The following is a 26,390-nucleotide window of genomic DNA, read 5'->3' as shown; positions in this document are numbered from 1 at the left end:
TCAGCTATCGGCCTTGTCGTCCATTCTATAGGACATATAGGAAACGAAAGCGACAAAACAACCGACCAGCCAGGCCAGCGGCTGCAGCGGATCGATCCAGTCACGCCAATGATCTCCGGCGATTTTCGCCACGATCTGGGCCGTCAGATCCAGGACGATGGCGCCGATGCCTACCCCCAGAGCAATTGAAAATGCCAGATTCCACACAGCCCGCAGCAGGGCATGGGGATGCCACCAGGGCAGGATATCGCGGTCGGAGGGTTTGGGCGGGCGGAACAGCATGCTTCCGTCATGCCACAGGCCGGGGCGACGCTTCCACGGTTTTCTTCCACCTCAATGGATCGTCGGCGTTGCCTTGGGGGCGTCGGCCTCGCTTCCCAGCGGTTGGCGCGGCAGGATCCACAGCACCATACGGTCGCGCAGGCCGCGGATCGGCTGCGGTTTCAGCGTCACCATGTCGCGCACCGCGCCCAGGTCGCCGCGGGTTTCATCGACCAGCTTGTCGATGAAGGCCTGGCTGAGGCAGAGCTGGGCATTCAGGCTGCGGGTCATCTGTTCCAGCCGGTGCGCAACATTCACGGTTTCGCCGATCAGGGCGAATTCCACGCGGCTTTCATCGCCGATATTGCCCAGGGTAAGAGGGCCGAAATGCACGCCGACTGCCAGATGTAGCGGCACCTGGCGCAGCAGGGCACGCTGGCGGTTGAGATGATCCATCTCGCGCAGCATGGCGCGCGCCGCCAGCAGGGCGGAGGATGCGTCGCGCTGGCCTGCCTGCGGCGTGCCGAAAGAGGCCATGATGCCGTCGCCCAGATACTTGTCGAGCGTGCCGCCATTCTCATGCACCGCACGGCCCAGTCGCTGATGGACCTCGCGCAAAATGGTAACCGTCTGTTCCGGTGTATGGTCGTCTGCGATCTGCGTGAAACCGACCAGATCGGCAAACAGCACGGCGGCGTTGAGCGATTTCACCTGACCGATGGCATCATCCATCTGCTCGATCTGTTGCGCGATGTGCGGCGAGAAATGGCGTGACAGGTTGCGGCGCGCGCGCTCACTTTCTACCTGTCGTGCAATCAGGTGGCGTGAGCGCATCACGGCGACAGCCAACAGGATGCCGATCATGCCGATGAGGATAAGACGCGGCAGGAATTCGCCCAGTCGGACGCTCCAGGGATCGAGGATGTATGCGATGCGGTCGGGCACCGGCATGCCGATAATATTGTCCAGGTTCAGGCTGAGCGAGACGCCGGGCTGCATGAGGATGTAGAGCGTGCCGGCCGTCCAGCAGACAATGGCGGCCAGCGTGGTCAGCAAAACCGTGCGCGCCGACTGTCCCAGGGCCGACAGTACGACAAACAGCGCGACATAGAGAATTGTGTCGAAGCCAAGCTGCATCGGCGGCGGCAGCGGCGTGGGGTCGAAGGGGTTCGGCAGCACGATGGCGCCGGTCAGCAGCGCCATGTCGATGAAGGGGAACAGCCAGTGCATCCATGGCTGGTCGAGGTCCGGCTTGCGCAGCAGCATCTGCAGATAGGCTGAGAAGGCGAAAGCGCCGAGATAGCCGTAATAGTTGAAGGCGAGCGGCCAGCCCATCTCGACAGTGAGGATGACGGCAACAATGGCGCAGACACCCAGCCGCAGGCCGAGCGTAAGACGCAGGGCCTCGAACTCCTCTTGGCGGATCGCCACATTGAGGCGGTCGCTTGCCGGATCGGGCAGGCAATCCTCGCCCTTGCCGCAGATCAGGTCATGCCATTGCTGCCATAAGCGCATCGCGCTCTCCGTCCTTGTCGGATGCAGTCAGGTCCGCCGGCAGATTAGCGGATCGACAGGATTTACACGAGGGGCGGAGCGGAACCGAATTGGCGCCGTCGTCACATCCGGACGGGCCAAAGCGGCCGGCCGGTCACTTCCAGATTGGTCGACCAGGGCCGGGCAAGCCGAGTTTCGGCCATTTTTCCGTCACCGTTCGCACCACCTCGGCATCCATGCGGATCTTCTCGCCCCATTCCCGCTTGGTCTCGGGCGGCCATTTGTTGGTGGCATCCAGGCCGATCTTGCTCCCCAGGCCGGATTCCGGCGAAGCGAAATCCAGATAATCGATCGGCGTGTTTTCGATCAGAGTGATGTCGCGTGCTGGGTCCATGCGGGTCGACATCGCCCAGATCACGTCCTTCCAGTCGCGGGCATCGATGTCGTCGTCCACCACGATCACCCATTTGGTGTACATGAACTGGCGCAGATAAGACCACACGCCCAGCATCACGCGCTTGGCGTGGCCGGGATAGGCTTTCTTCATGCTCACCACCGCGACACGGTAGGAGCAGCCCTCGGGCGGCAGCCAGAAATCGACGATCTCGGGGAACTGCTGGCGGATCAGCGGCACGAACACGTCGTTCAGCGCTTCACCCAGCACACTGGGTTCGTCGGGTGGCCGGCCAGTGAAGGTACTGAGATAAATCGGGTTGCGCCGCATGGTGATGGCGCTGATAGTGAAGACCGGGAACTGCTCCACCGAATTGTAATAGCCGGTATGATCGCCATAGGGACCTTCATCGCGGTATTCCTCTAGCGACACATGTCCTTCCAGCACGATCTCGGCCTCGGCCGGCACTTTAAGCGGCACCGTCTTGCAATCAACCAGTTCGACTTTCTTGCCACGCAGCAAGCCGGCGAACTGGTATTCCGACAGTGTATCGGGGACCGGTGTGACGGCGGCCAGGATGGTGCCGGGGTCGGCGCCGATCACCACGGCGGCGGGGAAAGGCTCGCGTTTTCCGGCCTGCTTCCAGCGCTGGTGCTGCTGTGCGCCACCGCGATGCTTGAGCCAACGCATCAGGGTCTGCTTTGTGTTCAGCACCTGCATACGATAGATGCCGAGATTGAAGCGGTCGGTCTTGTCCGACTTGTTCGGCCCCTGGGTCACCACCAGTGGCCAGGTAATTAGCGGCGCGGGTTCGCCGGGCCAGCAGGTCTGGATCGGCAGGGCCGAAAGGTCGATGTCATCGCCTTGCAGAACCACCTCGTGTACCGGCGCGCTGCTGACGGTTTTCGGCTGCATTGCCATCACGGTCTTCAGCAGCGGCAGCATGCCAAGTGCTTCCTTGAAGCCGCCGGGCGGTTCGGGCTGGCGCAGGAAGGCCAGCGTCTCGCCCACCTCCTTCAACTCGGCCGGTTTACGGTCCATGCCTAAAGCCACACGCTCCACCGTGCCAAACAGATTGACCAGCACAGGAATCGGGCTCGGGCTGCCATCGGCGCGCACGGGCCTTTCGAACAATACGGCGGGGCCGCCCTGACTGAGCAGGCGGGTCTGGATCTCGGTCATTTCCAGAACGGTCGAGACTGGCTCGGTGACGCGCGCGAGATTGCCGCTCTGCTCGAGCTGCGCCATGAAATCGCGGAGCGAGGTATAGGGCATATCAGCGCTTTCCCGGCAGCGAGGTGGCGATATAGAGGCCGGCCAGAACCAGCACGGCGCCGGCCCAATGGTAGGCAGCGAATTGCTCGCCGAGAAGCGCCCAGGCGAGGACGGCATTGTAGACCGGCGAGAGATAGAGAATCAGCCCCGCCTTGGAAGGGCCGAGATGCTTCGTGATATAGGCGTGGCAGGCATAGGCGGCAAGTCCGGGCACCAGGATCACGGTGGCGATCACGGCCAGCGTGCGGGTATCGGGCGTGGCCGGGCCGACGGTGGCCATCTCCCAGGCCAAGAAGGGCAGCATGACGATCACGCCGGCGGCAGCGATGGCGGCCAGCCGCCCGTTGATGCTGAGGGTTCCCGGCCAGCGTTTCAGCAGCACCGCATAGACCGCCCAGGCAATCGCGCAACCCAGGATCATCAGATCGCCGGGCACGAAGGTCAGTGATCTCAGCACGGTCAAGTCGGCCTTGGTCACGATGACCAGCATCCCGCCCAGCGCCAGTGCGGCTCCGGCCATCTGTCGCTTGGAGAGGCGGTCGGCGAACATGGCGCGGCTGAGCAAGATGATCAGGACGGGTGAGATTGCATAGATCAGGCCGATATTGGTGGCCGTGGTGGTCTTGCCGGCAGCGTAGACCACGGCACCGCAGATACCCATGCCAAGGGCGCCCAGAACCAGCAGCCGGCCGGCATCGCGCAGGAGGGCCCGGCGCTGGCGCCACAGTTCGAGGCCGCAGAAGGGCAGCAGGAGCACGACTACCCCGAGCCAGCGCCAGACGGCCAGGGCAACTGGCGGAATGAAGTCGGCCGAATAGCGGGCAAGCAGCATGTTGGCGCAGAACAAGGCCGGGGTGATAAAAATCAGGGCCTGGGCGAATTGCTGGTCGCGGCTGTGGGTGGCGGGTTGCATGGCGGCGGAGATTAGGCCGCCACTTGCGGCCTGACCAGTGCTTGACCCTGCCCGGGCAAGAGCTTAAGCCCTGATTATGCGCCGCTTTCCGACAGAATTTGCCGCGATGCTGTCACCGAGGGGCCAAGCCCTGCTGGCTGGACGGCACCCGGCTGCCGGCGCACTGGCCAATCCGCGCTGCCGGTTTCTGAGCCTGGAAGGCCTGATCGACCGGCGACAGGCCGCGGCTGCGGGGATGTTGCTGGAAAAGACAATGTTGCCGCATCTGCGGCTGCTGGAGGCGCCGATCCCGCCCGAGACGATCTGGGGCCAGACGCGCAACTACGCCGAACTGCTGCCCAAGACGATGCGCCAGCGCACCACGCATCTCGACAATCCGCGCTCGGCTGGCTTCCAAGCGGCCAATGAGATCGGCCTGATCGCCATGCTGCGCTCGGAGAGCTACCGTGCTTTCGCCGCCATGCTGGCCGGACGGCCCCTGAAGGCGAAATACGGCCTGCAGGCGATTGCCTACGCTGCCGGCGATTATGCCGGGCCGCATACCGACCATCATCCGGAAGAACCGGATGCGGCAAGCGGCTATCTGGATGTGCATTTAAGCTTCGTCACGCCGGGTGTGCGCGACCAGTTCCTGGTCTATGCGAAAACCGGCCATTTCACCGAGATGGTGGCAGCGACGAAGCCCGGCCTGATCACGGCCTATCGTCTGCCTTTCTGGCATTACACCACGCCGCTACGCGCGAAGGCAGGACAGGAACAAACCGCTCGGCGCTGGCTGCTGCTCGGCACGTTCCTGTTTAAAGATCAGGGTGCCAGATAGCCCTTTTTCGGTGCTGGATCGAGTTTGCCGCCAGCCGCCTTCACGGCGCGGATATAGGCGGCTTCCGACTTGTAGGGCCCGAACTTGTTGAAATCGTCGGGCGTGCAGGGTGTCAGCACGCCGCCCGAGCCGGGCTTGATCTTGAAATAGCCGCCGTCGCGGTGGATCAGCGGGATGATCTTCTTCTTGCGTGAAAACACCCGGCGCATGGTGGCCGAGTGGTCCTTCATCGTCTCGAATTCTTCCGGGTCGAGCTTGAAGATGCGGTCGAAGGCCGCGACCATCTCATCGACGAAGGCGCGTTCCACCACCTGCATGTTGGAGATGATCCAGCAGCGGTCCTCGAAATCCCAGTAATAGGTCAAGCCGATGAAATTACCGGCCTTATCGACATAGGGATAGAAGGGGAAGGAACGGCAGGCGATGGTGCGGTTGTCGCGCTCGCAGAAGGCCGCGCCCTTGCATTCGATGGCGCAGGCGTGGCTGGTCAACTCATTGACGATCTTGCGCGAGGCGGCATCGGTCGGCTTGTATTTGAACCACAGGTCGGTGCGGCTTTTCAGCAACTCGAACTCGGCCTTTTCCACCACTGGAATGGCGTTGTCGGTATCGCAGCAGACTGGCTGGCCCTTGTTCAGCGGGGCGCATTTGCGGCCGCAATCCACCTTGGCCAGGTTGGCGTTGTAGCGTTTGTAGATTTCGGCGAACTGGCGCGGGGTGATTCGGGGCTTGCTCATGGCGGCGCACCATACGCGGGCGGCCGGCTGCCGCCAAGCGGAAAGCTTCAACCCAGCAGAAAGCCGGCAAAGATGATCAGGCCGGCATCGCGGTTGGCGCGGAATTTCAACAGGCAGTCGGTGCTGTCGTCGGGTTTCAGTGTCAGTACCTGCCAAAGGAAATGCAGGGCGGCGATGCCCAAACAGATCCAGTAGGGCCAACCCAAACCGGCCATCCAGCCTACGACGGCGAGGCCCAGCAGGGTGAGGTCGTAGAAGCCGGCAATCCAGAGGTGGGCGTGATTGCCGAATAAACGGGCGGTGGATTTCACGCCGATCAGCGCGTCGTCTTCCTTGTCCTGCAGGGCATAGATCGTATCGTAACCAAGCGTCCAGACGATGCCGGAGGCGTAGAGAATCAATGTGATCCAGTCGAGCCGGCCAGTGACGGCGGCATAGCCCAGCACCGCCCCCCAGTTGAACGCCAGGCCCAGGAAGAATTGTGGCCACCAGGTATAGCGTTTCATGAAGGGGTAGATCGCGACCAGGCCCAGCGACAACACGCCCAGGGCAATGGCCAGCCCGTTCATCTGGATCAGCACGGCGAAACCGATCAGGGACTGCAGCACCAGCCATATCCAGGCCTGTGTCACGCTGACCTGGCCCGAGGGGATGGGGCGAAGGCGGGTACGCTCCACCTTGTCGTCGAAATCGCGGTCGACGATGTCGTTGAAGGTGCAGCCTGCTCCCCGCATCACCAGCGCGCCGATGCCGAACAGCAGGATCAGCCAATGGTCCAGCGGCAAATCCTGGGGCCTGGCCAACGCAATGGCCCACCAGCCGGGCAGCAGCAGCAGCCAGGTGCCGATCGGCCGGTCCAGCCGCGAGAGCCGGGCATAGGGCCGCCAGCCGGCCGGCAGCCAGCGCTCGACCCAGTGGCCCCGCACGGCATCGGCGGGGGCGGCATGATCGGTGACTTCGGGGTCGGGCTTTGCCATAACGCTCCTGTAGTCCGTCCGAGGATACCGTACAAGCATGAGCAATGCAGCCAAGGCCCGCCTGTTCGTGCCTGCCGCCCTGAGCGGCGGGGCCGAGGTCGTGCTGCCATCCGACCAGGCGCATTACCTGCGCCATGTGCTGCGGCTAGGCGAGGGCGATGTGGTGGCCCTGTTCAACGGCCGTGACGGCGAATTCCATGCTGTCCTGGCTGCGGTGGGCAAGAAGGATGTCCGCTTGCAGGTGGGGATGCAGACGCGACCCTTTGCGATGGCGGCCGACCTATGGCTGTGTTTCGCGCCGATCCGCCAGGGCCGCATCGAAATGGTGATCGAGAAGGCCACCGAACTGGGGGTCGGCCGGTTACTGCCGGTGCAGACGCGGCGCTGCCAGATCCCGAAGGTAAACGGTGAACGGCTGTCGGCCATCGCGCGCGAAGCGGCCGAGCAGAGCGAGAGGCTGGATGTGCCGCCGGTCGAGAACCTAGTCACGCTGGAGAAACTGCTGGCCGAATGGCCTTCGGGCAGAAGGCTGTATGTCTGCGCCGAACGCAGCGAGGCTTTGCCGCTGCTGGCCGCTGTGCAGCCGCGGCCCAAGGATGAGCCCTGTGCCCTGCTGATCGGTCCCGAAGGCGGCTTCGCGCCCGAAGAACTGGGAACGATACTACGTCATCCCGCCATCGTGCCGGTAACGCTGGGGCAGAACATCCTGCGGGCCGAGACGGCGGCGATCGCCGCCCTCGCCATTTTACAGGCAGGGCGGCAGAATTAATCTGCCTCACCGAACGTCATGGCGCAGTCACTGCCAGGCGGTATCGGGGTACTAGACAGGTCGCGTATTCTGCCCCATATGCCGGAGGCAGCCGCTCGGCCGGCCGCCCAACCCCAGTAACGATAACAATAATCATTTCGAGGTTCTCATGTCCGGACCGGCCCAAGCCCCAGAAACGCCGATCACCGCAAAGGCGCAGCTTGTCGAGTATCTGGCGCAGGGCAGCAAGCCGAAGGCCGATTGGCGCATCGGCACCGAACACGAGAAATTCGCCTATAGCACCGCCGATTTCCGTCCATTGCCCTATGAAGGCGACGCGAGCATCAAGCGCCTGCTGGTCGAGTTGCAGCGTTTCGGCTGGCAGCCGGTGACGGAGGGCGACAAGATCATCGCGCTCACCATGGAAAACCAGTCGATCACGCTGGAACCGGGCGGGCAGTTTGAATTGTCCGGCGCCCCGCTGGAAACCATCCACCAGACGTGCATCGAGGTCTCGACCCACCTGAAGCAACTGCGCGAGATCGACAGCGAGATCGGCGTGGCAATGATGGGGCTGGGGTTCAATCCGAAATGGCGCCGCCAGGACATTCCGGTGATGCCCAAGGGCCGTTACGGCATCATGAGCGCCTATATGCCCAAGAAGGGCAATCTTGGCCTAGACATGATGTTCCGCACCTGCACCGTGCAAGTGAACTTGGATTTCGCCGACGAAGCCGACATGGTGAAGAAATTCCGCGTCGGCCTCGCCCTGCAGCCGCTGGCCACCGCGCTGTTCGCCAATTCGCCCTTCACCGAGGGCAAACCGAATGGCTACCTGAGCTATCGCAGCCAGATCTGGACCGATACCGATCCGGACCGCACCGGCATGCTCGGTTTCGTGTTCGAAGACGGCATGGGCTTCGAGCGCTATGTCGACCACGCGCTCGACGTGCCGATGTATTTCGTCTACCGCGACGGCAAATACATCGATGCTTCTGGGCAGAGTTTCCGCGATTTCATGGCCGGCAAGCTGCCGGCCCTGCCAGGCGAAAAACCCACCCTGCGCGACTGGGCCGACCATATCACCACGCTGTTCCCCGAGGTGCGGCTGAAGCGCTATCTGGAAATGCGCGGGGCCGACGGCGGCCCGTGGTCGCGGCTATGTGCCTTGCCCGCTTTGTGGGTTGGCCTGTTGTATGAGCAGGAAGCGCTGGATGCCGCCTGGGACCTGTGCCGCGACTGGACCATCGCCGAACGCGAGCAGTTACGGATCGATGTGCCGAAATTCGGCCTGCATACCGAACTGCGCGGCCGGCGCCTGCAAAGCTATGCCATCGAGATGATGAAGATCGCCATGGCCGGACTAAAGGCACGCAAGCGCATCTCGCCCGCCGGCGAAGACGAGACCCATTTCCTCGAACCGCTGATGCGCATCGCCGAGTCCGGTGAGACGCCAGCAGAAGTCCTGCTCAAGCTCTATAACGGGCGCTGGAACCGGTCGGTCGATCCGGCCTTCACCGAACTGGCTTACTGAGCCAGGCGGCCAGCCGTTCCCGGTTATAGAGCGAGCGAGACAGGTCGGCAGCGAATGCGGCCGGCGGCGTGGCGATAGCGGCTCGCAGGTCGGCAAGACGTTGTCTGGCTTCGGGCCAGCGGCCATCCTCAGTCAGTTGCAGTATGCCCATCAATTGCCGCGACCATTCCTCGAGCGCGGAGCGACTGCCGCGCAAGTCTTGATCGGCGAAGCGCTCGTGGATGAAGCCGAGCTGGCCGCGGATCATCGTGGCGATGCGGCCGGACAGGGCGGCGTTCTCCTCGGCCAGCGGCACGCGCAGGGTATCGAGATGGTCGAGAATGTCGGTCAGGTCCTGCTGCAATGTGACCGGCTGCAGGGTTTCGGTGATCGGTTGCAACTTTTCCTGATAGGCGACCAGGGCATCGAGCAGCAGGCCGTCGGGTTCGTCGCCGGCGAACTCCATCACGATCACCCGGCGGGTGAAGTCGCGCAGCGATGTCGTGCGGGCATCGTGGCCAAAGCGGTCTTTCGTTTTAACGCCCCGAAGTGACGGAATCTTCAACGGGTTGTTGATGCCATCCTCGCCGCGCAAATGCCAGAAGGCATTGGTCACGTCGATGCGGCCGGGGCGGTCGGACAGGCCTGGAATGAAGAAGGCATGGGTGGCAAAGCCGTTGGCGTGGCAGGCCTGGCAGGACAATCCCGCCTTGCGCGCCGTGCCGCCAAGAATATCCGGCGAGCGGAAGGCCAGTCGGCCGAAGGCAACATAGAAATTGTGGCCATCTTCCAGTCGCTCGTCCGGCCGCTGGCTTAAGGTTTCCAGTGACAGGCTGCCAGGCGGCAACCACTCGCGGGCACCGCTCAGCGACTGCGCTTCAGCCCCGTCGGCCGTAAGCCCAAGAAGCAGAGCAAGGGTAATGGCCGGTCGGCGCATGGCCGCCCAGGGATCAGTCGACCTGCGGCGGCAGGGCGTGATCCATCTCGCGGGCCGGCTGGTCGCAGCCGCAATCGCCCAGCAGTTTGGCCGGCACGCCGGCCGCCGTGCAATGCGGTGGGACGGGGATCAACACCACGCTGCCGGCACCGATCTTGGCGCCTTCGCCGATCTCGATATTGCCCAGGATGTTGGCGCCGGCGCCGATCAGCACGCCGCGGCGGATCTTGGGATGGCGGTCGCCGGTTTCCTTGCCGGTGCCGCCCAGGGTGACGTTCTGCAGCAGCGACACATCGTCTTCCAGCACCGCGGTCTCGCCGATCACCACGCCGGTGCCATGGTCGATCATGATGCCGCGGCCGAAGCGGGTGGCGGGATGGATGTCGACGGCGAAAACCTCGGAGGCGCGGTTTTGCAGCAGGAAGGCCATGGTCTCGCGCTTCTGGTGCCACAACCAATGCGCCACGCGATGGGTCTGGATGGCCTGGAAGCCCTTGAAGAACAGCAAAGGCTTCAGGAAGCCACGGCAGGCCGGATCGCGCTCGTTCACTGCCACCAGGTCGGCGCGCACGGCATTGCCGATATCGGGATCGGCGGAGAAAGCTTCCTCGATCACCTCGCGCATGCCCAGCACTGGCAGGGCGTCGCTGCCCAGTTTCTGCGCCAGGATGTAGCTCAGGGCATTTTCCAGGCGCTGATGGTTCAGCACGGCGGAATGGGCCAGACTGGCCAGCAACGGCTCTTCCGCAGCGGCGCGCAGGGCTTCCTCGCGGATCGAGGCCCAGACCGGGTCGTGGCTTACGATCTTGTTGGCGATGACGGGCATGAGGCTCCCCTCGGTTCGTTGCGCCAGTTTACGCGGCTTTTGCGGTGCCGCCCACCGTCAATCCATCGATCAGCAGGGTAGGCTGTCCCACGCCGACCGGCACACCCTGGCCCGACTTGCCGCAGGTGCCGATCCCGGCATCTAGCTTCAGGTCATTGCCAACGGCTTGCACCTTCTTCAACACCTCGGCGCCGGCGCCGATCAGGGTCGCGCCCTTGATCGGGGCGCCGACCTCGCCGTTCTCGATCATGTAGGCCTCGGTGCAGGAGAACACGAACTTGCCCGAGGTGATATCGACCTGGCCGCCGCCGAAATTCACGGCGTAGACCCCCTTTTGCACGCCGGCGAGGATTTCGCCGGGATCGCGGTCGCCGGCCAGCATGTAGGTGTTGGTCATGCGCGGCAGCGGGCTGTGGGCGAAGGATTCGCGCCGGCCGTTGCCGGTCGGCTTCATGCCCATCAGGCGAGCATTCATGCGGTCCTGCATGTAGCCCTTCAGTATGCCGTCCTCGATCAGTACGGTGTTCTCTGTCGGCGTGCCTTCATCATCGACGCTGAGCGAACCGCGTCGGCTTTCGATGGTGCCATCATCGACAATGGTGACGCCGGGGGCCGCCACGCGCTCACCCATCAGGCCGGCGAAGACCGAGGTTTTTTTGCGGTTGAAATCGCCTTCCAGGCCATGGCCGATGGCTTCGTGTAGCAGGATGCCGGGCCAGCCGGGGCCGAGCACCACGGTCATCTCGCCGGCCGGAGCCGGCACGGATTCGAGATTCACCAAAGCCTGGCGCAGGGCATCGTCGACTTCCGCCTGCCAGTGCGCGGGATCGAAGAAGCGGGCATAACCGACGCGGCCGCCAGCGCCGCGGCTGCCGCTTTCCATACGGTCGCCCTGGGCCGCGACGACGGAGACGTTCAGGCGCACCAGCGGTCGGATATCCTCCACCATCGTGCCGTCGGCGCGCAGGATGGCGACGGCCTGCCACGAGCCTGCCAGCGAGGCAGAAACCTGTTTCACACGTGGGTCTTTCGCCCGGGCATAGGCATCGATGGCCTGCAGCAGGGCTACCTTCTGCTCGAAGGGAATTTCGTTCAGCGGGTTGTCGTCGCCATAAAGGTGGCGGTTGGTCGGCTGAGGCGGCTGGCTCATCACGCCGCTATGGCCGGCGCGCACAGCCCGCACGGTGGTACCGGCTCGGCGGATGGCTTCCTCGCTCAGTTCCGAGGCATGGGCATAGCCGGTCTGCTCGCCCGATACGGCGCGCAGGCCGAAGCCCTGGCTTGTGTCGAAACTGGCTGCCTTCAGCCGGCCGTCATCGAAGCTGAAGCTTTCCGACTGGCTGTATTCCAGGAACAGTTCGCCATCGTCGGCGCCGTGCAGAGCGTCGCCGACAAGTCCCTCCAGACGCACGCGGTCGAGGCCGGCGCGGGTGAAGAAGAGTTCCTGGGCGGCGGATGTGCCGGTCATGACAGCCTCACGCAAAGCAATGGAAAAACTGGAAAAATTTGAGCCAGCCGGGCCGGCAGCCAATTATATGGCGCAGGAAGGGGGGAAATACAGCCCCCAACCGTGTGGCTTGGGCAGGGTCACCGCCGCCGGCGTTCGCTCTGCCTCAACAATACCGACATTTCCTCGGCCGGCACCGGCTTACTGATCAGATAACCCTGCATCTCGCTGCAGCCGACCCCGCGCAGGAAATCGCGTTGCGCCGCGGTTTCCACGCCTTCGGCAACCACCGGCAGGTCAAGACCGGTGGCCATACCGATCATGGCGCGGACCAGGGCGATGTCGCGTTCGTTCCCGGGCAGGTCGGCGATGAAGGCGCGATCTAGCTTGATCTTGCGGATCGGCAGACGCTGGATGTAGCTGAGAGACGAATACCCGGTGCCAAAATCGTCCAGGGCCGCATCAATGCCGATCTCGGCCAGGTCCCGGATCGCCTGCACCGTGGCTTCCATGTTCTGGATTGCCGCCTGCTCGGTGATCTCGATGCCAAGGAAGGGTATCAGTTCCGGCTCGTCCTGCACCATCTTGCGGAAATGGGCGGGCAGGTCGTCGCGTATGAATTGTTGGCCCGAGACGTTGACGAAAACGCGACGCGGCTCGATGCCGTCCCGGCGCCAGGTGCGGAGCTGCTCGGCCACCTTGGCAAAGACCCAGCGCGTGATCGACACGATGCTGCCGGTTTCCTCGGCCAGCGGTATGAATTCCGCCGGCGAGATCGCCCCCAATTCCGGATGGCGCCAGCGCAGCAGCGCCTCGATGGCGCAGATTGCGCCTGTCGAGGTTTCCACCACGGGCTGATAGACCAGATGGAACTCGTTACGGTCGATGGCGGCATCAAGGTGCATGGTGAGCTGCAGTCGCCGCTCGGCCGCACGCGTCATTTCCGGGCTGTAGAAGCGGGCGGAATCGCCGCCGGAGGAGCGTACCAGTTTCATTGCCAGCTCGGCCTTGGCCAGAGCGTCGCTGATCTTTTCGGCGGGATCATCGATGATCGCGGCACCCATGCTCACCTTCAGTGGCACGACGCGTCCATCCACCGCCAGCGGCTTGGTCAGGTGGGCGTGTACGGCCTGAGCCAGATTGAGGGCGTTGTTGAGATCGTTCACGGCGGCCAGCGCAGCAAACTGGTCGGCAGCGATTCGACCGATCAGCGCTTCGCGCGGCAACACTTCGGCAAGCCGATCAGCGGTGTATTTCAGCACCATGTCGCCGATGTGGTAGCCGAAACCCTCGTTGACATCCCGGAACCCGTCCATGTCGAGGTTGAACAACACCCACAAGCCACCATCGAGGCGATGCTGGGCGCCAAGCATGCGCTCGGTCTCGGCGATAAAGCTGGCTCGGTTGAGGATGCCGGTCAGCGGATCGTTGCGGCTGGCGAATTCTGCACGCAACTCGACGTCGCGGCGGTCAGAGATGTCTCGCACTATGCCAACAAAACCGGGGCCATCCTCGCCGTCATATTCGCCAACGCTGAGGTGGATCGGGAAAATCTCTCCGGATTTTTTGCGGCCCAGCGTGTCGCGGCCCAGGCCCAGGATCTTGGCGCGGCCGGTGCCCAGGTAGTTGCGGATGTAGGAGTCATGGCCGGAACGGAATGGTTCGGGCATCAGGACTTTCACATTCTGCCCGACCAGTTCGCCAGAGGGATAGCCGAAGATTGCGGCACAAGTATCGCTAACGCTGGAGATGTTGCCGTTGCCATCGATACACAGCAGGCCCTCGTTCATCGTCTCGATCAGGCTGCGCAGAGTCTCGCCCAGGCCGTTATCGGATTTGATCGCCGGCTTTTTGACGGCCGGCGGCTTCATCGGCACAACGGCAGATGGCTTGGTAGGTGTGGGTGCCGGGGCTGGCGGCGTCCACTCCTGATCGACGTCGGAGAGCAGCCGCCAGTTCGGGAAGGTCATCTGCGCCTGCGTGCCTGCGCCGACCGTGCTGCTCAGGCTCAGCGATCCGCCATGCAGCTCCATCAGGCGCTTGCTGATCGACAGGCCTAGGCCGGTGCCGCCGTGCTGGCGTGCCACTTCCGCCTTGGCAAGCTGGAAGGGCTCGAAGATGTGCTCCAGGCGTTCGGGCGGAATGCCGATGCCGGTGTCGATCACGGTGAGCGACGGGGTGCCGTCGGGCAACTGGCGGAACAGCACATCGATGGTGCCGCCGCCAGGCGTGAACTTCACCGCGTTGCCAAGCAGGTTGATCAGCACCTGCTTGACGACACGCTCGTCGGCACGCAATTGCGGCAGGTTCTCCGGTGACAGGTTGCGCAGCGTTATGCCGCCGCGTTCGGCCTGAGGTTTCACCATGGTCAGGGCCGACTGGATCACGGCCGAGAGGTCGACTGCCTTTTCATCCAGCGCGTAATAGCCGGCCTCGATGCGCGACATGTCGAGGATGTCGCCGATCAGGGCCAGCAGGTGGGTGCCTGAGGCATTGATGTCGCGCGCATAATCAACATAGCGAGGCACGCCAACCGAGCCGAACATCTGGTCGCGGATGATTTCCGAGAAGCCGATGATGGCATTCAGCGGGGTGCGCAGTTCATGGCTCATGTTGGCCAGGAACTGGCTCTTGGCGCGACTGGCCTCCTCAGCCTGGCGCAGGGCCGCCTCGATGCGGCGTTGCTGGCGGTATTGTTCGGTGATGTCGCGGCCGGAACCGCGATAGCCCATGAAGCGGCCGTTGGTATCGAAGACCGGCTTGCCGTTGATCTCGATCCAGATCTCATCCCCGGTCAGCAGCGAGCAGTAGCGGAAACCCCGGAAGGGCTCATGGTTATCGAGCTGACGGCGGTGTTCCTGCCAGAACAGCATGTCGGTTTCACTGTCGCCCTGGACCGCCACTTCCCAGCGGCAGCGTCCCAGCATGGTGGCGCGCAAACTGCTGGTATGGGCGGAGGAGGAGTCGGAAATCCAGGTGAAACGGTGATCGGCATCGGTCTCCCAGAACCAATCCGAGGCCAGTTCGGCGAAATCACGCAGCTTGTATTCGGCCACCTGCAGGGCCACCTGATGCATCTTTTCAGGCGTCGATGCCTCGGCGATCACCATCAGGCCTGCGACGCGGCCGGTGCCGTCATTGAGCGGCGCCACGGTCAGGCCCTGGCAGAGCCAGCCATTGGCCCAGCGGATGAGGGTGTTGCCGATCTGCCGGCGGCCCTCGCGGCGGGTGGCGTCGAGCAGGGCGCGCACCTTGTCCGCTTCGCCCAGCGCAAAGCCGGCCGGCAGACCCTGGCCAGCCAGGGTCTCGGCGCTCATTTCGGTCAATGCAGCATAGGCAGTGTTGCAGGACACGTATCGGTAGTCGTCACCAGGGCCATACTCAACCGTAAAGGCGGGGCGATCCAGCCAGTCGAGGATGTCTTGAGTCAATTTCCGCTGATTGGGATCGAGCATGCCTGCAAACCTTGCGCGCAGGCAGCTTAGGGGGCTGACTGCGGTGGCGCAAGCACAAGCCAAATCAAGGGCTAAGGGGCTGAAACGGGTGTGCGCCAGGGCGCAGCGACAAATCGTCGCACAAGGGCGCCGGGCTTGGTCGGCCGGCAAGGGCTCGGTGTATGTTCCCGCGACGAAGAGTGAGACTCTGTCTCTAGTTACAAGCGAGGGTATCGACGATGGGGTGGAATACGATTGCCGGGGCCTGCCGGGCTGCGCGCCGTGTTTCGGTTTCGGCCGCTTTGGGGGCGCTGGGCGCCGTACTTTTCCTGAACGCGCCGGCTTCGGCTCAGACGCCGGGCCTGCCGTCTCCCTGGCATCTCGGCATGCAGCCTGCGGTCAGCCCGGTCGCCCGGGACATGCAGAATTTCCATGATCTGCTGCTGTGGATCATCACGCTGATTTCGGTTTTCGTGCTGGCGCTGCTGGTCTACGTGATCCTGCGCTTCCGCGCCTCGGCCAACCCGGTGCCGTCGAAGACCTCCCACAACACGCTGATCGAAGTGGCATGGACAGTCGTGCCGATCCTGATCCTGATCGTGATCGCCGTGCCCTCTTTCAAGCTGCTGTATTTCGCCGACAAGACCAAGGAAGCCGAACTGACCATCAAGGCCATCGGCAAGCAGTGGTACTGGAGCTACGAATACCCCGACAACGGCAACTTCACCTTTGACGCCACGATGGTGCAGGAAGCCGATCTCAAGCCCGGCCAGGTCCGCCTGCTGGAAACCGACAACCCGGTGGTGGTGCCCGTGAATACCAACGTGCGCCTGCTGGTGACCGCGGCCGACGTGATCCACGCCTGGGCCATGCCGGCCTTCGGCGTCAAGAAGGATGCCGTGCCGGGCCGCACCAACGAGACCTGGTTCCGTGCCGAGCGTGAGGGCGTCTATTACGGCCAGTGCTCGGAAATCTGCGGCGCCTATCACGGCTACATGCCGATCAAGGTGGTGGTGGTTTCCAAGGACGCCTATGCGAAATGGGCAGAGGAAGCCAAGCAGAAATTCGCCACCGTAGACGGTTCGTCGCCGCGTCTCGCCGACGCGCGCGCCGCCCAGTAACACATCAGTTCAAGGAACAGGGGAGCGCCATGTCCCAGGCTCACGCCCACGCAGCCCACGATCATCACGACGATCATCACACCCCGACCGGTTTTCGCCGGTGGGTCTATTCGACCAACCACAAGGATATCGGCACGCTGTATCTGATCTTCGCCATCGTCGCCGGCCTGATCGGCGGTTTGATGTCGGTGCTGATGCGCGCCGAACTGATGAACCCCGGCGATGGAATCCTTGCGGGCAATCACCATCTGTTCAACGTGCTGGTCACCGGCCACGGCCTGATCATGATCTTCTTCATGGTCATGCCAGCGATGATCGGCGGCTTTGGCAACTGGTTCGTGCCGCTGATGATCGGCGCGCCGGACATGGCCTTCCCGCGCATGAATAACATCTCATTCTGGCTGCTGATCCCGGCCTTTGGCTGTCTGCTGCTCTCCACCATGGTCGAGGGCCCGGCCGGCGGCCTGGGCGTTGGCGGCGGCTGGACGATCTATCCGCCGCTTTCATCCGATGTCGGCCATCCCGGGCCGGCGGTCGGCCTAGCCATCCTGAGCCTGCATATCGCTGGTGCCTCGTCGATTCTCGGCGCCATCAACTTCATCACCACCATCTTCAACATGCGCGCGCCGGGTATGACCCTGCACAAGATGCCGCTGTTCGTGTGGTCGGTGCTGATCACCGCCTTCCTGTTGCTGCTGTCGCTGCCGGTGCTGGCGGGCGCCATCACCATGCTGCTGACCGACCGTTATTTCGGCACCTCCTTCTTCAAGCCTGAGGGTGGCGGCGACCCGATTCTGTTCCAGCACTTGTTCTGGTTCTTCGGCCATCCCGAGGTGTACATCCTGATCCTGCCGGGCTTTGGCATCGTCAGTCAGGTCATCTCGACCTTCTCGAAGAAGCCCGTGTTCGGCTATCTCGGCATGGCCTACGCCATGGTTGCGATTGGCGTCGTCGGCTTCGTCGTCTGGGCGCACCACATGTATACCGTAGGCCTGGATGTCGACACCCGCGCCTATTTCACCGCCGCCACGATGGTGATCGCGGTGCCGACCGGCGTGAAGATATTCTCGTGGATTGCAACGATGTGGGGCGGCTCGATCCGCTTCACCGTGCCGATGCTGTTTGCGGTTGGCTTCATCTTCCTGTTCACCGTCGGCGGCGTCACCGGCGTGGTGCTCGCCAACGCCGGCGTCGACACCTATCTGCACGACACCTATTACGTGGTGGCGCATTTCCACTACGTGCTCAGCCTTGGTGCCGTGTTCGCCATCTTCGCCGGCTTCTATTACTGGTTCGGCAAGATGTCGGGTTACGAGCTGAGCGAGACGGCGGGCCAGATCCATTTCTGGACCACCTTCATCGGTGTGAACCTGTTGTTCTTCCCGATGCACTTCCTTGGCCTGCAGGGCATGCCGCGGCGCATCCCGGATTATCCGGATGCCTTTGCGGGCTGGAACTTCGTCGCTTCCATCGGCGCCTATATCGCCTTTGCCTCGACACTGTTTTTCGTCGGCTCGGTGATCTATGCCTTCATCAAGAAGAAGAAGGCCGCCGACAATCCGTGGGGCGAGGGCGCAACGACGCTGGAATGGACCCTGTCGTCGCCGCCGCCGTTCCACCAGTACGAAAAGCTTCCGGTCATCAAGTAAGACCGGAAGACTCCACGCCCCGGGAGTTGAAGTTTGTCTGACGCCAGCTACAGCGTTGAGCGCCGCGAGGCCGGCTCTGCCGGTCTCGAAGGCGTTCATGATGCCCGCCCGGCCGATTATCTCGCCCTGCTGAAGCCGCGCGTGATGTCGCTCGTGGTATTCACCAGCCTTGTCGGCATGGTGCTGGCGCCGGGCAGCCTGCACCCGACTCTGGCAATCACAGCCGTGCTGTGCATTGCCATTGGCGCCGGCGCCTCGGGCGCAATCAACATGTGGTATGACGCCGACATCGATGCGCTGATGGCGCGCACTCAGGACCGGCCAATCCCACAGGGACGCATCAGCCGCGATCAGGCGCTGGGGTTCGGGACCGTGCTGTCCTTTGCTTCCGTGCTCGTGATGGGGCTGGCGGTCAACTGGGTGGCCGCCTCGATCCTGGCGCTGACCATCGGGTTTTATGTTTTCATCTACACGATGTGGCTCAAACGCCGCACGCCGCAGAACATTGTGATCGGCGGCGCGGCCGGCGCCTTTCCGCCGATGCTCGGCTGGGCTGCGGTGACGGGCGATCTTTCGCTGTTGCCGGTGCTGCTGTTCGCCATCATTTTCATGTGGACGCCACCGCATTTCTGGGCCCTGGCACTCTATCGCTCGGACGATTATGCCCGTGCCGGTGTACCGATGCTGCCGGTGGTGGCCGGCGACCGCGAAACCCGCCGCCAGATCCTCATCTACAGCTTGCTCCTCGTACCGGTTACCCTGAGCCCCTGGCTGCTCGGCCTCGCCGGCCATCTTTATGGCGGCGTCACCGCCGTGCTGGGCGCGATTTTCATTGGCCTTGCTTGGCGTATCTGGCGCAGCAACGATGATCGCGCGCCAAAGCATATGTTCGCCTTTTCAATCCTCTATCTTTTCCTGCTGTTCGCCCTGCTGCTGGCTGAACGCGGGCTTGGCTGGGGGGCATGAGCACCGTGCCGCTGCATGATGAACACAAGCGCCGCCGGGCGCGCAACATCGCCCTTGGTCTGGTGCTGGGCGCCTTGGTTGTGCTGTTCTATTTCATCACCATCGCCAAGATGACGGGCCGCGCCGCATGACCGATGCCGCCCGCAGAAACCGCCGCATAGCGCTGAGCTGCGCCGCCGTGGTGGCCGGCATGGTCGGTCTCACCTTCGCCTCCGCGCCGCTCTACGATCTGTTCTGCCGCGTTACCGGCTTTGCCGGCACGCCGCTGCGTGCCACCAGCGCGCCAGGTGCAGCGCAGACAGGCGAGAAGCTGATCACCGTGCGCTTCAATTCCGACACCGCCCCTGGCCTGCCCTGGCGGTTTCAGCCGGTGCAACGCGAGGTGCGCGTCAAGCCGGGTGAGGAGATGCTGATCTTTTACCGCGCCTCCAATCCGACCGCCGAACCGGTCAGCGGCCAGGCAAGCTTCAATGTCACGCCAGAGAAGGCCGGGCAGTATTTTAACAAGATCGCCTGCTTCTGCTTTACCGAACAGCGGCTGGATCCGGGCCAAAGCGTCGACATGCCGGTATCGTTCTTCGTCGATCCCGACATCCTGACGGATCCGAAGACTCGCGACGTTTCCACGATCACCTTGAGCTACACGTTCTTCCGCATGCCGGAGGAAAAGCGCGTTTCCGACCGCGGCGGCCCTGTCCGGCCGGTCAACTGAGATCAACTTGCGTAACCAGGGGGTACACCATGGCTGCAGATAGCGCCCGCAATCACGATTACCATCTTGTCGATCCAAGCCCGTGGCCATTCATCGGCTCGATGGGGGCTTTCGCCCTGGCAATCGGCAGCGTCGCCGGCTTCCATGGCTACAGCTATCTTTGGGCTGTGCCCGGCCTGCTGGTCGTGCTCTACACCATGGCAGCCTGGTGGGCCGACGTGGTGAAGGAGGCCGAGCATGACGGTCACCACACTCCGGTGGTGCAACTCCATCTGCGCTACGGCATGGTGATGTTCATCGCCTCCGAGGTGATGTTCTTCGTCGCCTGGTTCTGGGCGTATTTCAACGCCGCACTGTTCCCGACCGAGGCGATCGGCAATGTCTGGCCGCCGGCCACGATCGAAACCTTCGATCCCTGGCACCTGCCGTTCATCAATACCCTGATCCTGCTGCTGTCGGGCACCACGGTGACCTGGGCGCATCACGCTCTGCTGCATGACGACCGCAAGGGTCTGGTCCAGGGGCTGACCCTGACGGTGATCCTCGGTGCATTGTTCACCGCTCTGCAGGCCTATGAGTACAGCCATGCCGCCTTTGGCTTCAAGGATGGCATCTATGCCTCGACCTTCTACATGGCGACCGGCTTCCACGGGTTCCATGTGATTGTCGGCACCATCTTCCTCTTGGTCTGCCTGATCCGCGCCATGAAAGGCCATTTCAAGTCGAACCACCATTTTGGCTTCGAAGCGGCTGCCTGGTACTGGCACTTCGTGGACGTGGTGTGGCTGTTCCTGTTTGTCGCGATCTACTGGTGGGGTGCCGGCACACCGGCCGCCCACTAACGGTCACAACGATGGCGGCTGCATTTTATCCGCCGCTATCGCCGTTCTCGACGGGGCTTCGCTGCAGGTGTCCCCGCTGCGGCGAAGCCCCGCTGTTTGATGGGTTACTGACGGTCAAGCCGCGTTGCCCGTCCTGCGATCTGGATTATGCCAAGATCGATGCCGGCGACGGGCCGGCGGTTTTTGTCATCCTCATTCTCGGTTTCATCGTCGTCGGCCTGGCGCTGTGGGTCGAGTTGCGCTTTGGCCCGCCGCTCTGGCTGCATATGGTTTTGTGGGCGCCTCTGATCCTGGGCGGCTCCATTCTTATGCTGCGGCCCTTCAAAGCCACGCTTATCGCGCTACAATTCCGCCACAAGGCTTCGTCCGACATCGAATTACTGCGCGAGTAATCCATTGAAATTGCTAGGTTTTAGGCCGGCCCTGTGGCCGACCGTCTTCACCATTCCCGCCCTGATCCTGCTGTTCGCCCTGGGCAGCTGGCAGGTGCAGCGGCTGTTCTGGAAGCTCGACCTGATAGAAACAGTCGAAGCCGGCCTGAAAGCCGCGCCTGTGCCATTGCCGGCCGGCTCCCTCGATCCGGCCGATTGGAATTATCGTCCGGTCACGGTGCGCGGCAGTTTCGACCACAGCCGCGAGTTCCATCTGCTCGCGCATTCCGAACGCGGAAATTTCGGCTACCACATCATCACGCCGCTCAAGCGCAGTGACGCGCCGGGCTGGGTTCTTGTCAGCCGCGGCTGGGTGCCGGCCGATGACAAGGATCCTGCCCGCCGTGCTGCGGGACAGGTGACGGGCGAGGTGACGATATCCGGCATCACCCATCTGCCCTGGGGCAAGGGCTGGTTCCCCCCTGACAACGACCTGCAGCGCAATCTTTGGTATTACGGCGACGCTGCCGGCATGCTGAAGGCCGCTGGTATTGCCGATGCACCGGAACTTTTCGTCGATGCCGATGCCTCGGTGACGGTGCCGGGGGGCTGGCCGCGGGCTGGCCATACAAGGCTGACTTTCACCAATAATCATCTGGCCTATGCGGTCACCTGGTACAGCGGCGTCATCGTTCTGGCAGTGATCTATGTGCTGTGGCATCGGCACCGGGACCGCGAAGCGGCGGCGAAGTCCGGTCAACCGGGAGCCTGAGGGATGAAAAGCTACAAGGCTCTCGAACAGCGTTTCCGCCGCATTGGTGCGGTGAATGGCGCATTGGCCATGCTGGGCTGGGATCAATCCACCATGATGCCCGAGGGCGGCGCCAAGGCACGAGCCGAGCAGATGGCCGTTCTCAGCGTGGTTCGTCACGAATGGCTGACCGACCCGCGGCTGGCCGACCTGCTGGGCGAGGCGGAGGCCCAGCGGAAGGGTCTGAACGACTGGCAGAGCGCCAACCTGCGTGAAATGCATCGGCAATGGCGCCATGCCACGGCACTGACGCCGGAGTTGGTGGAGGCACGGTCCAAGGCCAGCATGGCCTGTGAGATGGTGTGGCGAAAGGCCCGCCGGGACGACGATTTCAAATCCTTCGCCAAGGCCTTCAGGCCCGTACTGGAACTGACCCGCGAGGTGGCCGCCGCCAAGTCTGCGGCCTTCGGGCTGGATGCCTATGATGCGCTGCTGGATGAATATGAGCCCGGCGGCAGGTCGGCCGTCATCGACAAGCTGTTCGCCGATCTGGGCGGCTTTCTGCCCGGGTTCATCGACAAAGCCCTGGCCAAACAGGCCAAGCGGCCGGCCCCCCTGCCGCTGCAGGGACCGTTTCCGACTGAGGCGCAACGCCAGGTCGGCCTGCGGTTCATGAAGGCGCTGGGCTTCGATTTCAATCATGGGCGACTGGATGTCAGCCTGCATCCTTTCACTGGCGGCGTGCCAGACGATGTACGCATTACCACGCGCTACTCCGATGATGATTTCACCAAAGCGCTGATGGGCGTGCTGCACGAGACCGGCCACGCGCTTTATGAACTCGGTCTGCCGAAAACTTGGCGTGAGCAGCCGGTAGGCGAGGCGCGCGGCATGGTGCTGCATGAAAGTCAGAGCCTGCTGGTCGAGATGCAGGTCTGCCGCGGCGCGGAATTCCTCCGTTATGCCGCGCCGATCCTGCGCAAGGCCTTCAATGGCAGCGGCCCGGCCTGGTCGGATGAGAATCTGCTCAGCATCTATGCCCGGGTGAAGCCCGATCTGATCCGTGTGGATGCAGATGAGGTAACCTATCCGGCCCATGTCATCCTGCGCTATCGCCTGGAACAGGCCATGCTGCACGATCATCTGCCGATCGACGACCTGCCCGATGCCTGGAACGACGGCATGCAGACGCTGCTGGGCGTCGACGTGCCCGATTATGCCCAGGGCTGCATGCAGGACATCCACTGGGCCGTCGGCTCAATCGGCTATTTCCCGACCTACACCCTCGGCGCGCTCTCGGCGGCGCAGCTTTTTGCCGCTGCTAGGAAGCAGGATGGCGATATCCTGCCCGGCATTGCCCAGGGCGATTTCAAGCCGCTGCTGCGCTGGCTGCGCGCCAATGTCCATGGCAAGGGGTCGCTGCTCACCACCGATGAATTGCTGCGCGAAGCGACGGGCAAACCCTTAGGCACGGCCGCCTTCAAAGCGCATCTCAAAGCCCGTTATCTGAACTGAGCCCGCTCATGCGCTACGTTTCCACCCGCGGCCAAGCGCCGGATCTCGATTTCGAAGGCGTATTGCTGGCCGGTCTGGCCGGTGACGGCGGGCTTTATGTGCCGGCGGAATGGCCTCAGTTTTCGGCCGCCGACTGGCGTGCCATGCGTGGCCTGCCTTATGCCGAAGTTGCCTTTCGGGTGATCAGGCCGTTTATTGGCGGGTGCATACCGGATGCCGATCTCAGGCGCATGATCGACGAGGCCTACGCCACTTTCGGCCACAAGGCCGTGGTGCCGCTGCGCCAGATCGACGCCAATGACTGGCTGCTGGAACTGTTTCACGGCCCGACGCTGGCCTTCAAGGATGTGGCCCTGCAGCTGCTCGGCCGGCTGTTCGACTGGGCGCTGGCGCGGTCAGGCAAACGTGCCACCATCGTAGGCGCCACCTCGGGCGATACCGGCTCGGCAGCCATCGAGGGCTGCCGCGGACGCGCCAATCTCGACATCTTCATCCTGTTCCCTCATGGCCGCGTCTCTGACGTTCAGCGTCGGCAGATGACGACGGTGCCCGATGCCAATGTGCATGCCATCGCACTGGAAGGCACCTTCGACGATGCCCAGGCGATGGTGAAGGCGCTGTTCAACGACGCTGATTTCCGCAAAGCGGCGGGTCTTACGGCGGTGAACTCGATCAACTGGGCTCGCGTCATGGCCCAGATCGTATATTACGCGACGGCGTCTTTAAGTCTGGGCGGACCGGACCGCGCGCCGGCCTTCTGTGTGCCGAGCGGCAATTTCGGCGATGTCTTTGCCGGTTATTGCGCCGCAAAGATGGGGCTGCCCATCGCCAAGCTGGTCGTCGCCACCAACCGCAACGACATCCTGGCCCGTTTCTTCGAGAGCGGCGAGTACCGCAAGGGTGGCGTCAATCCCACCATCAGTCCCAGCATGGACATCCAGGTGGCGAGCAATTTCGAGCGTCTGCTGTTTGATATGCATGGCCGTGATGCGGCCCATGTGCGCAAGCTGATGGCCGACCTTGACCGAAATGGCGGTTTCACCGTTTCTGCCAATGCCCTGGCCGAGACCAAGCAGCTTTTTGCTGCCGGCCGCGCCGACGAGGCGGCCACCAAGGCCATGCTGAAAGCGGCCTTTACGGCTGCCAATGGTCAATTGGTCGATCCTCATACGGCCGTGGGACTTGTGGTGGCGGCCGAGCAGCGCGCGACGGTGTCGTTGTCGCCCGACACGCCCCTGGTGACGCTGGCGACCGCCGATGCGGCCAAATTCCCGGCGGCCGTCCAGGAAGCCACTGGCCGGCACCCGGCCCTACCACCGCGCATGGCAGATCTGTTCGAGCGCCCGGAACGCCAGACCGTGCTGTCCAATGATGTGGCGGGGGTGCGCGCCTTCATCGAAAGCCGTAGAGTAAGAGTATGACAGTACGCATCAGCACACTTTCCAACGGCATGCGGGTGGTCTCCGAGGCCATGCCGCTTGTCAAGACCGTGTCGGTCGGCATCTGGGTCGATGCCGGCGCGCGCGACGAGACACCCGAGATCAACGGTGTCGCCCATATGCTGGAGCATATGGCTTTCAAGGGCACTGAACGCCGTTCGGCACTGGCCATCGCCGAGGAGATCGAGGCAGTCGGCGGGCACCTGAATGCATTCACCTCGCGCGAGCAGACAGCCTATTATGCCCGCGTGATGGCTGGAGATACCCGACTGGCTCTCGATATCCTGGCCGATATCCTGCAGCATTCCGTCTTCGATGCCGATGAACTGGAGCGCGAGCGCGAAGTGATCATCCAGGAAATCGGCCAGTCGGAAGATACGCCTGACGACATCATCTTCGACCATTTGCAGGAAACCGCCTTCCCGGGGCAGCCACTGGGCCGCTCGATCCTCGGTACGGTGGAGCGGGTCTCCGCTATGCAACGCAGCGACCTGCAGGGTTTCCTCGATCGCTACTACCACGGGCCCAGCTTAGTGCTGGTGGCGGCAGGCGCGGTGGATCACGAGACACTGGTGGCTGAGGCCGAAAGACTGTTCGCCCGTCTGCGTCAGACACCCCGCGCGAGGCAGCAAGATGCCCGCTACGGTGGTGGCGGCGAGAGGCGCGCCATCCGCGATCTGGAGCAGGCCCACGTCGCCATTGCGCTGCCGGGCCTCGCCTTTGATGATCCCGATTATTACGCCATGCAGGTCTACGCCACGGTACTGGGCGGCGGCATGTCGTCGCGGTTGTTCCAGGAGGTGCGCGAGAAGCGCGGTCTGGCTTATTCGGTCTATGCCTATCCCAGTTCATATCGCGATGGCGGCCTGCTGACTATCTACGCCGGCACAGGCGCCGAGAAACTGGGCGAACTGACGCCCGTTCTGGCCGAGGAACTCGGCAAGCTCTGCGGACGGATCGACGATGCAGAATTGCAGCGTGCCCGCGCACAGTTGAAGGTCGGGCTGGTCATGTCGCTGGAAAGCTCGGGGGCCCGCATCGAACAGCTTGGCCGTCAGATGCTGCTGTTCGGCCGGCCGCTGGATATCGACGAGGTGCTCGCGGCCGTCGATAATGTCGATGCAGCGGCGGTGCGCAAGGTGGCCGAACGCGTGATGCGCACCGCCCCGCCCACGATGGCGGCGCTGGGGCCGGTGGAGAGGCTGGAGCCGTACCAGCGTTTCGCCGCACGGTTCGGCTGAGGGCGCG

General features: G+C 63.3%; 24 protein-coding genes. 14 read left to right on the top strand and 10 right to left on the bottom strand.

Annotation, left to right across the window (positions count from 1 at the left end; all coding sequences use genetic code 11):
* The 4 genes from ACK4FK_RS01790 to ACK4FK_RS01775 form a co-directional block, all read right to left on the bottom strand.
* The gene (locus tag ACK4FK_RS01790) at positions 1 to 282 is read right to left on the bottom strand and encodes a hypothetical protein (RefSeq protein WP_409740261.1); all 282 of its coding nucleotides are present in this window, start codon (positions 280 to 282) and stop codon (positions 1 to 3) included.
* A gap of 51 nt (positions 283 to 333) precedes the next feature.
* Positions 334 to 1,776, bottom strand: a complete 1,443-nt coding sequence (locus ACK4FK_RS01785) for an adenylate/guanylate cyclase domain-containing protein (RefSeq protein WP_409740258.1) — start codon at positions 1,774 to 1,776, stop codon at positions 334 to 336.
* A 133-nt stretch (positions 1,777 to 1,909) separates the two neighbouring features.
* A complete protein-coding gene (locus ACK4FK_RS01780) occupies positions 1,910 to 3,424 on the bottom strand; it encodes a UbiD family decarboxylase (protein ID WP_409740255.1) in 1,515 nt (504 codons plus the stop codon).
* Position 3,425: 1 nt separating this feature from the next.
* Complete coding sequence (locus ACK4FK_RS01775) at positions 3,426 to 4,337, bottom strand: DMT family transporter (protein ID WP_409740252.1); 912 nt, start codon at positions 4,335 to 4,337, stop codon at positions 3,426 to 3,428.
* A gap of 106 nt (positions 4,338 to 4,443) precedes the next feature.
* Between ACK4FK_RS01775 and ACK4FK_RS01770 the strand changes: the two genes are divergently transcribed.
* A complete protein-coding gene (locus ACK4FK_RS01770) occupies positions 4,444 to 5,157 on the top strand; it encodes a hypothetical protein (protein ID WP_409740250.1) in 714 nt (237 codons plus the stop codon).
* On the opposite strand, the gene ACK4FK_RS01765 is transcribed toward ACK4FK_RS01770, so the two are convergent.
* Both ACK4FK_RS01765 and ubiA read right to left on the bottom strand, forming a co-directional pair.
* Positions 5,142 to 5,894 (bottom strand): hypothetical protein, encoded by a 753-nt coding sequence (locus ACK4FK_RS01765; RefSeq protein ID WP_409740247.1) that lies wholly within the window; start codon positions 5,892 to 5,894, stop codon positions 5,142 to 5,144. The genes ACK4FK_RS01770 and ACK4FK_RS01765 overlap by 16 nt on opposite strands.
* A 47-nt stretch (positions 5,895 to 5,941) precedes the next feature.
* On the bottom strand, positions 5,942 to 6,871 hold the full coding sequence (gene ubiA, locus ACK4FK_RS01760) for a 4-hydroxybenzoate octaprenyltransferase (RefSeq protein WP_409740245.1): 930 nt from the start codon (positions 6,869 to 6,871) through the stop codon (positions 5,942 to 5,944).
* A gap of 37 nt (positions 6,872 to 6,908) precedes the next feature.
* Between ubiA and ACK4FK_RS01755 the strand changes: the two genes are divergently transcribed.
* Together ACK4FK_RS01755 and ACK4FK_RS01750 are read left to right on the top strand one after the other, a co-directional pair.
* Positions 6,909 to 7,640, top strand: coding sequence for a 16S rRNA (uracil(1498)-N(3))-methyltransferase (locus tag ACK4FK_RS01755; protein ID WP_409740242.1), 732 nt, complete (start codon positions 6,909 to 6,911; stop codon positions 7,638 to 7,640).
* 148 nt (positions 7,641 to 7,788) lie between these two features.
* On the top strand, positions 7,789 to 9,153 hold the full coding sequence (locus ACK4FK_RS01750) for a glutamate--cysteine ligase (RefSeq protein ID WP_409740240.1): 1,365 nt from the start codon (positions 7,789 to 7,791) through the stop codon (positions 9,151 to 9,153).
* On the opposite strand, the gene ACK4FK_RS01745 is transcribed toward ACK4FK_RS01750, so the two are convergent.
* From ACK4FK_RS01745 to ACK4FK_RS01730, 4 genes are all read right to left on the bottom strand, one after another.
* Positions 9,134 to 10,069, bottom strand: coding sequence for a hypothetical protein (locus tag ACK4FK_RS01745; RefSeq protein ID WP_409740238.1), 936 nt, complete (start codon positions 10,067 to 10,069; stop codon positions 9,134 to 9,136). The two genes, ACK4FK_RS01750 and ACK4FK_RS01745, sit on opposite strands and share 20 nt — an antisense overlap.
* 13 nt (positions 10,070 to 10,082) lie before the next feature.
* Entirely contained in the window at positions 10,083 to 10,895 is an 813-nt protein-coding gene (gene cysE / locus ACK4FK_RS01740; protein ID WP_409740235.1) for a serine O-acetyltransferase, read from the bottom strand.
* A 28-nt stretch (positions 10,896 to 10,923) separates the two neighbouring features.
* Positions 10,924 to 12,363 (bottom strand): metalloprotease TldD, encoded by a 1,440-nt coding sequence (gene tldD, locus ACK4FK_RS01735; RefSeq protein WP_409740233.1) that lies wholly within the window; start codon positions 12,361 to 12,363, stop codon positions 10,924 to 10,926.
* A gap of 119 nt (positions 12,364 to 12,482) precedes the next feature.
* The gene (locus ACK4FK_RS01730; RefSeq protein WP_409740230.1) at positions 12,483 to 15,797 is read right to left on the bottom strand and encodes an EAL domain-containing protein; all 3,315 of its coding nucleotides are present in this window, start codon (positions 15,795 to 15,797) and stop codon (positions 12,483 to 12,485) included.
* A 218-nt stretch (positions 15,798 to 16,015) separates the two neighbouring features.
* Between ACK4FK_RS01730 and coxB the strand changes: the two genes are divergently transcribed.
* Genes coxB through ACK4FK_RS01675 form a run of 11 tightly spaced genes read left to right on the top strand, consistent with a single transcriptional unit; the run spans position 16,016 to position 26,383 of the window.
* Positions 16,016 to 16,897 carry a cytochrome c oxidase subunit II gene (gene coxB / locus ACK4FK_RS01725; RefSeq protein WP_409740227.1) on the top strand — a complete coding sequence of 294 codons (882 nt, stop codon included), beginning with the start codon at positions 16,016 to 16,018 and terminating at the stop codon, positions 16,895 to 16,897.
* Positions 16,898 to 16,926: 29 nt separating this feature from the next.
* A complete protein-coding gene (gene ctaD, locus ACK4FK_RS01720; protein ID WP_409740224.1) occupies positions 16,927 to 18,546 on the top strand; it encodes a cytochrome c oxidase subunit I in 1,620 nt (539 codons plus the stop codon).
* 33 nt (positions 18,547 to 18,579) lie between these two features.
* A complete protein-coding gene (locus ACK4FK_RS01715; RefSeq protein ID WP_409740221.1) occupies positions 18,580 to 19,512 on the top strand; it encodes a heme o synthase in 933 nt (310 codons plus the stop codon).
* Entirely contained in the window at positions 19,509 to 19,643 is a 135-nt protein-coding gene (locus ACK4FK_RS01710) for a hypothetical protein (protein ID WP_409740218.1), read from the top strand. Before ACK4FK_RS01715 ends, ACK4FK_RS01710 begins: the two co-directional genes overlap by 4 nt.
* Positions 19,640 to 20,224, top strand: coding sequence for a cytochrome c oxidase assembly protein (locus tag ACK4FK_RS01705; RefSeq protein ID WP_409740215.1), 585 nt, complete (start codon positions 19,640 to 19,642; stop codon positions 20,222 to 20,224). Before ACK4FK_RS01710 ends, ACK4FK_RS01705 begins: the two co-directional genes overlap by 4 nt.
* Positions 20,225 to 20,253: 29 nt before the next feature.
* Entirely contained in the window at positions 20,254 to 21,066 is an 813-nt protein-coding gene (locus ACK4FK_RS01700) for a cytochrome c oxidase subunit 3 (RefSeq protein ID WP_409740213.1), read from the top strand.
* A gap of 11 nt (positions 21,067 to 21,077) precedes the next feature.
* Positions 21,078 to 21,458 (top strand): DUF983 domain-containing protein, encoded by a 381-nt coding sequence (locus ACK4FK_RS01695; RefSeq protein WP_409740211.1) that lies wholly within the window; start codon positions 21,078 to 21,080, stop codon positions 21,456 to 21,458.
* A gap of 4 nt (positions 21,459 to 21,462) precedes the next feature.
* Positions 21,463 to 22,209, top strand: coding sequence for an SURF1 family protein (locus ACK4FK_RS01690; RefSeq protein ID WP_409740209.1), 747 nt, complete (start codon positions 21,463 to 21,465; stop codon positions 22,207 to 22,209).
* A gap of 3 nt (positions 22,210 to 22,212) precedes the next feature.
* Entirely contained in the window at positions 22,213 to 23,703 is a 1,491-nt protein-coding gene (locus tag ACK4FK_RS01685) for a carboxypeptidase M32 (protein ID WP_409740207.1), read from the top strand.
* 8 nt (positions 23,704 to 23,711) lie between these two features.
* Positions 23,712 to 25,124: a threonine synthase gene (gene thrC, locus ACK4FK_RS01680; protein WP_409740204.1), complete on the top strand. Its 1,413-nt coding sequence runs from the start codon at positions 23,712 to 23,714 to the stop codon at positions 25,122 to 25,124.
* Entirely contained in the window at positions 25,121 to 26,383 is a 1,263-nt protein-coding gene (locus tag ACK4FK_RS01675; protein ID WP_409740202.1) for a M16 family metallopeptidase, read from the top strand. The genes thrC and ACK4FK_RS01675 overlap by 4 nt, the downstream gene beginning before the upstream one ends.
* The last annotated feature ends 7 nt before the right edge of the window (positions 26,384 to 26,390 follow it).

It is taken from the genome of Ferrovibrio sp., assembly GCF_046297895.1.
Taxonomy (GTDB): Bacteria; Pseudomonadota; Alphaproteobacteria; order Ferrovibrionales; family Ferrovibrionaceae; genus Ferrovibrio.
The sequence above is the reverse complement of the archived record's forward strand: the minus strand, read 5'-3'. Positions and strand labels throughout refer to the sequence as shown.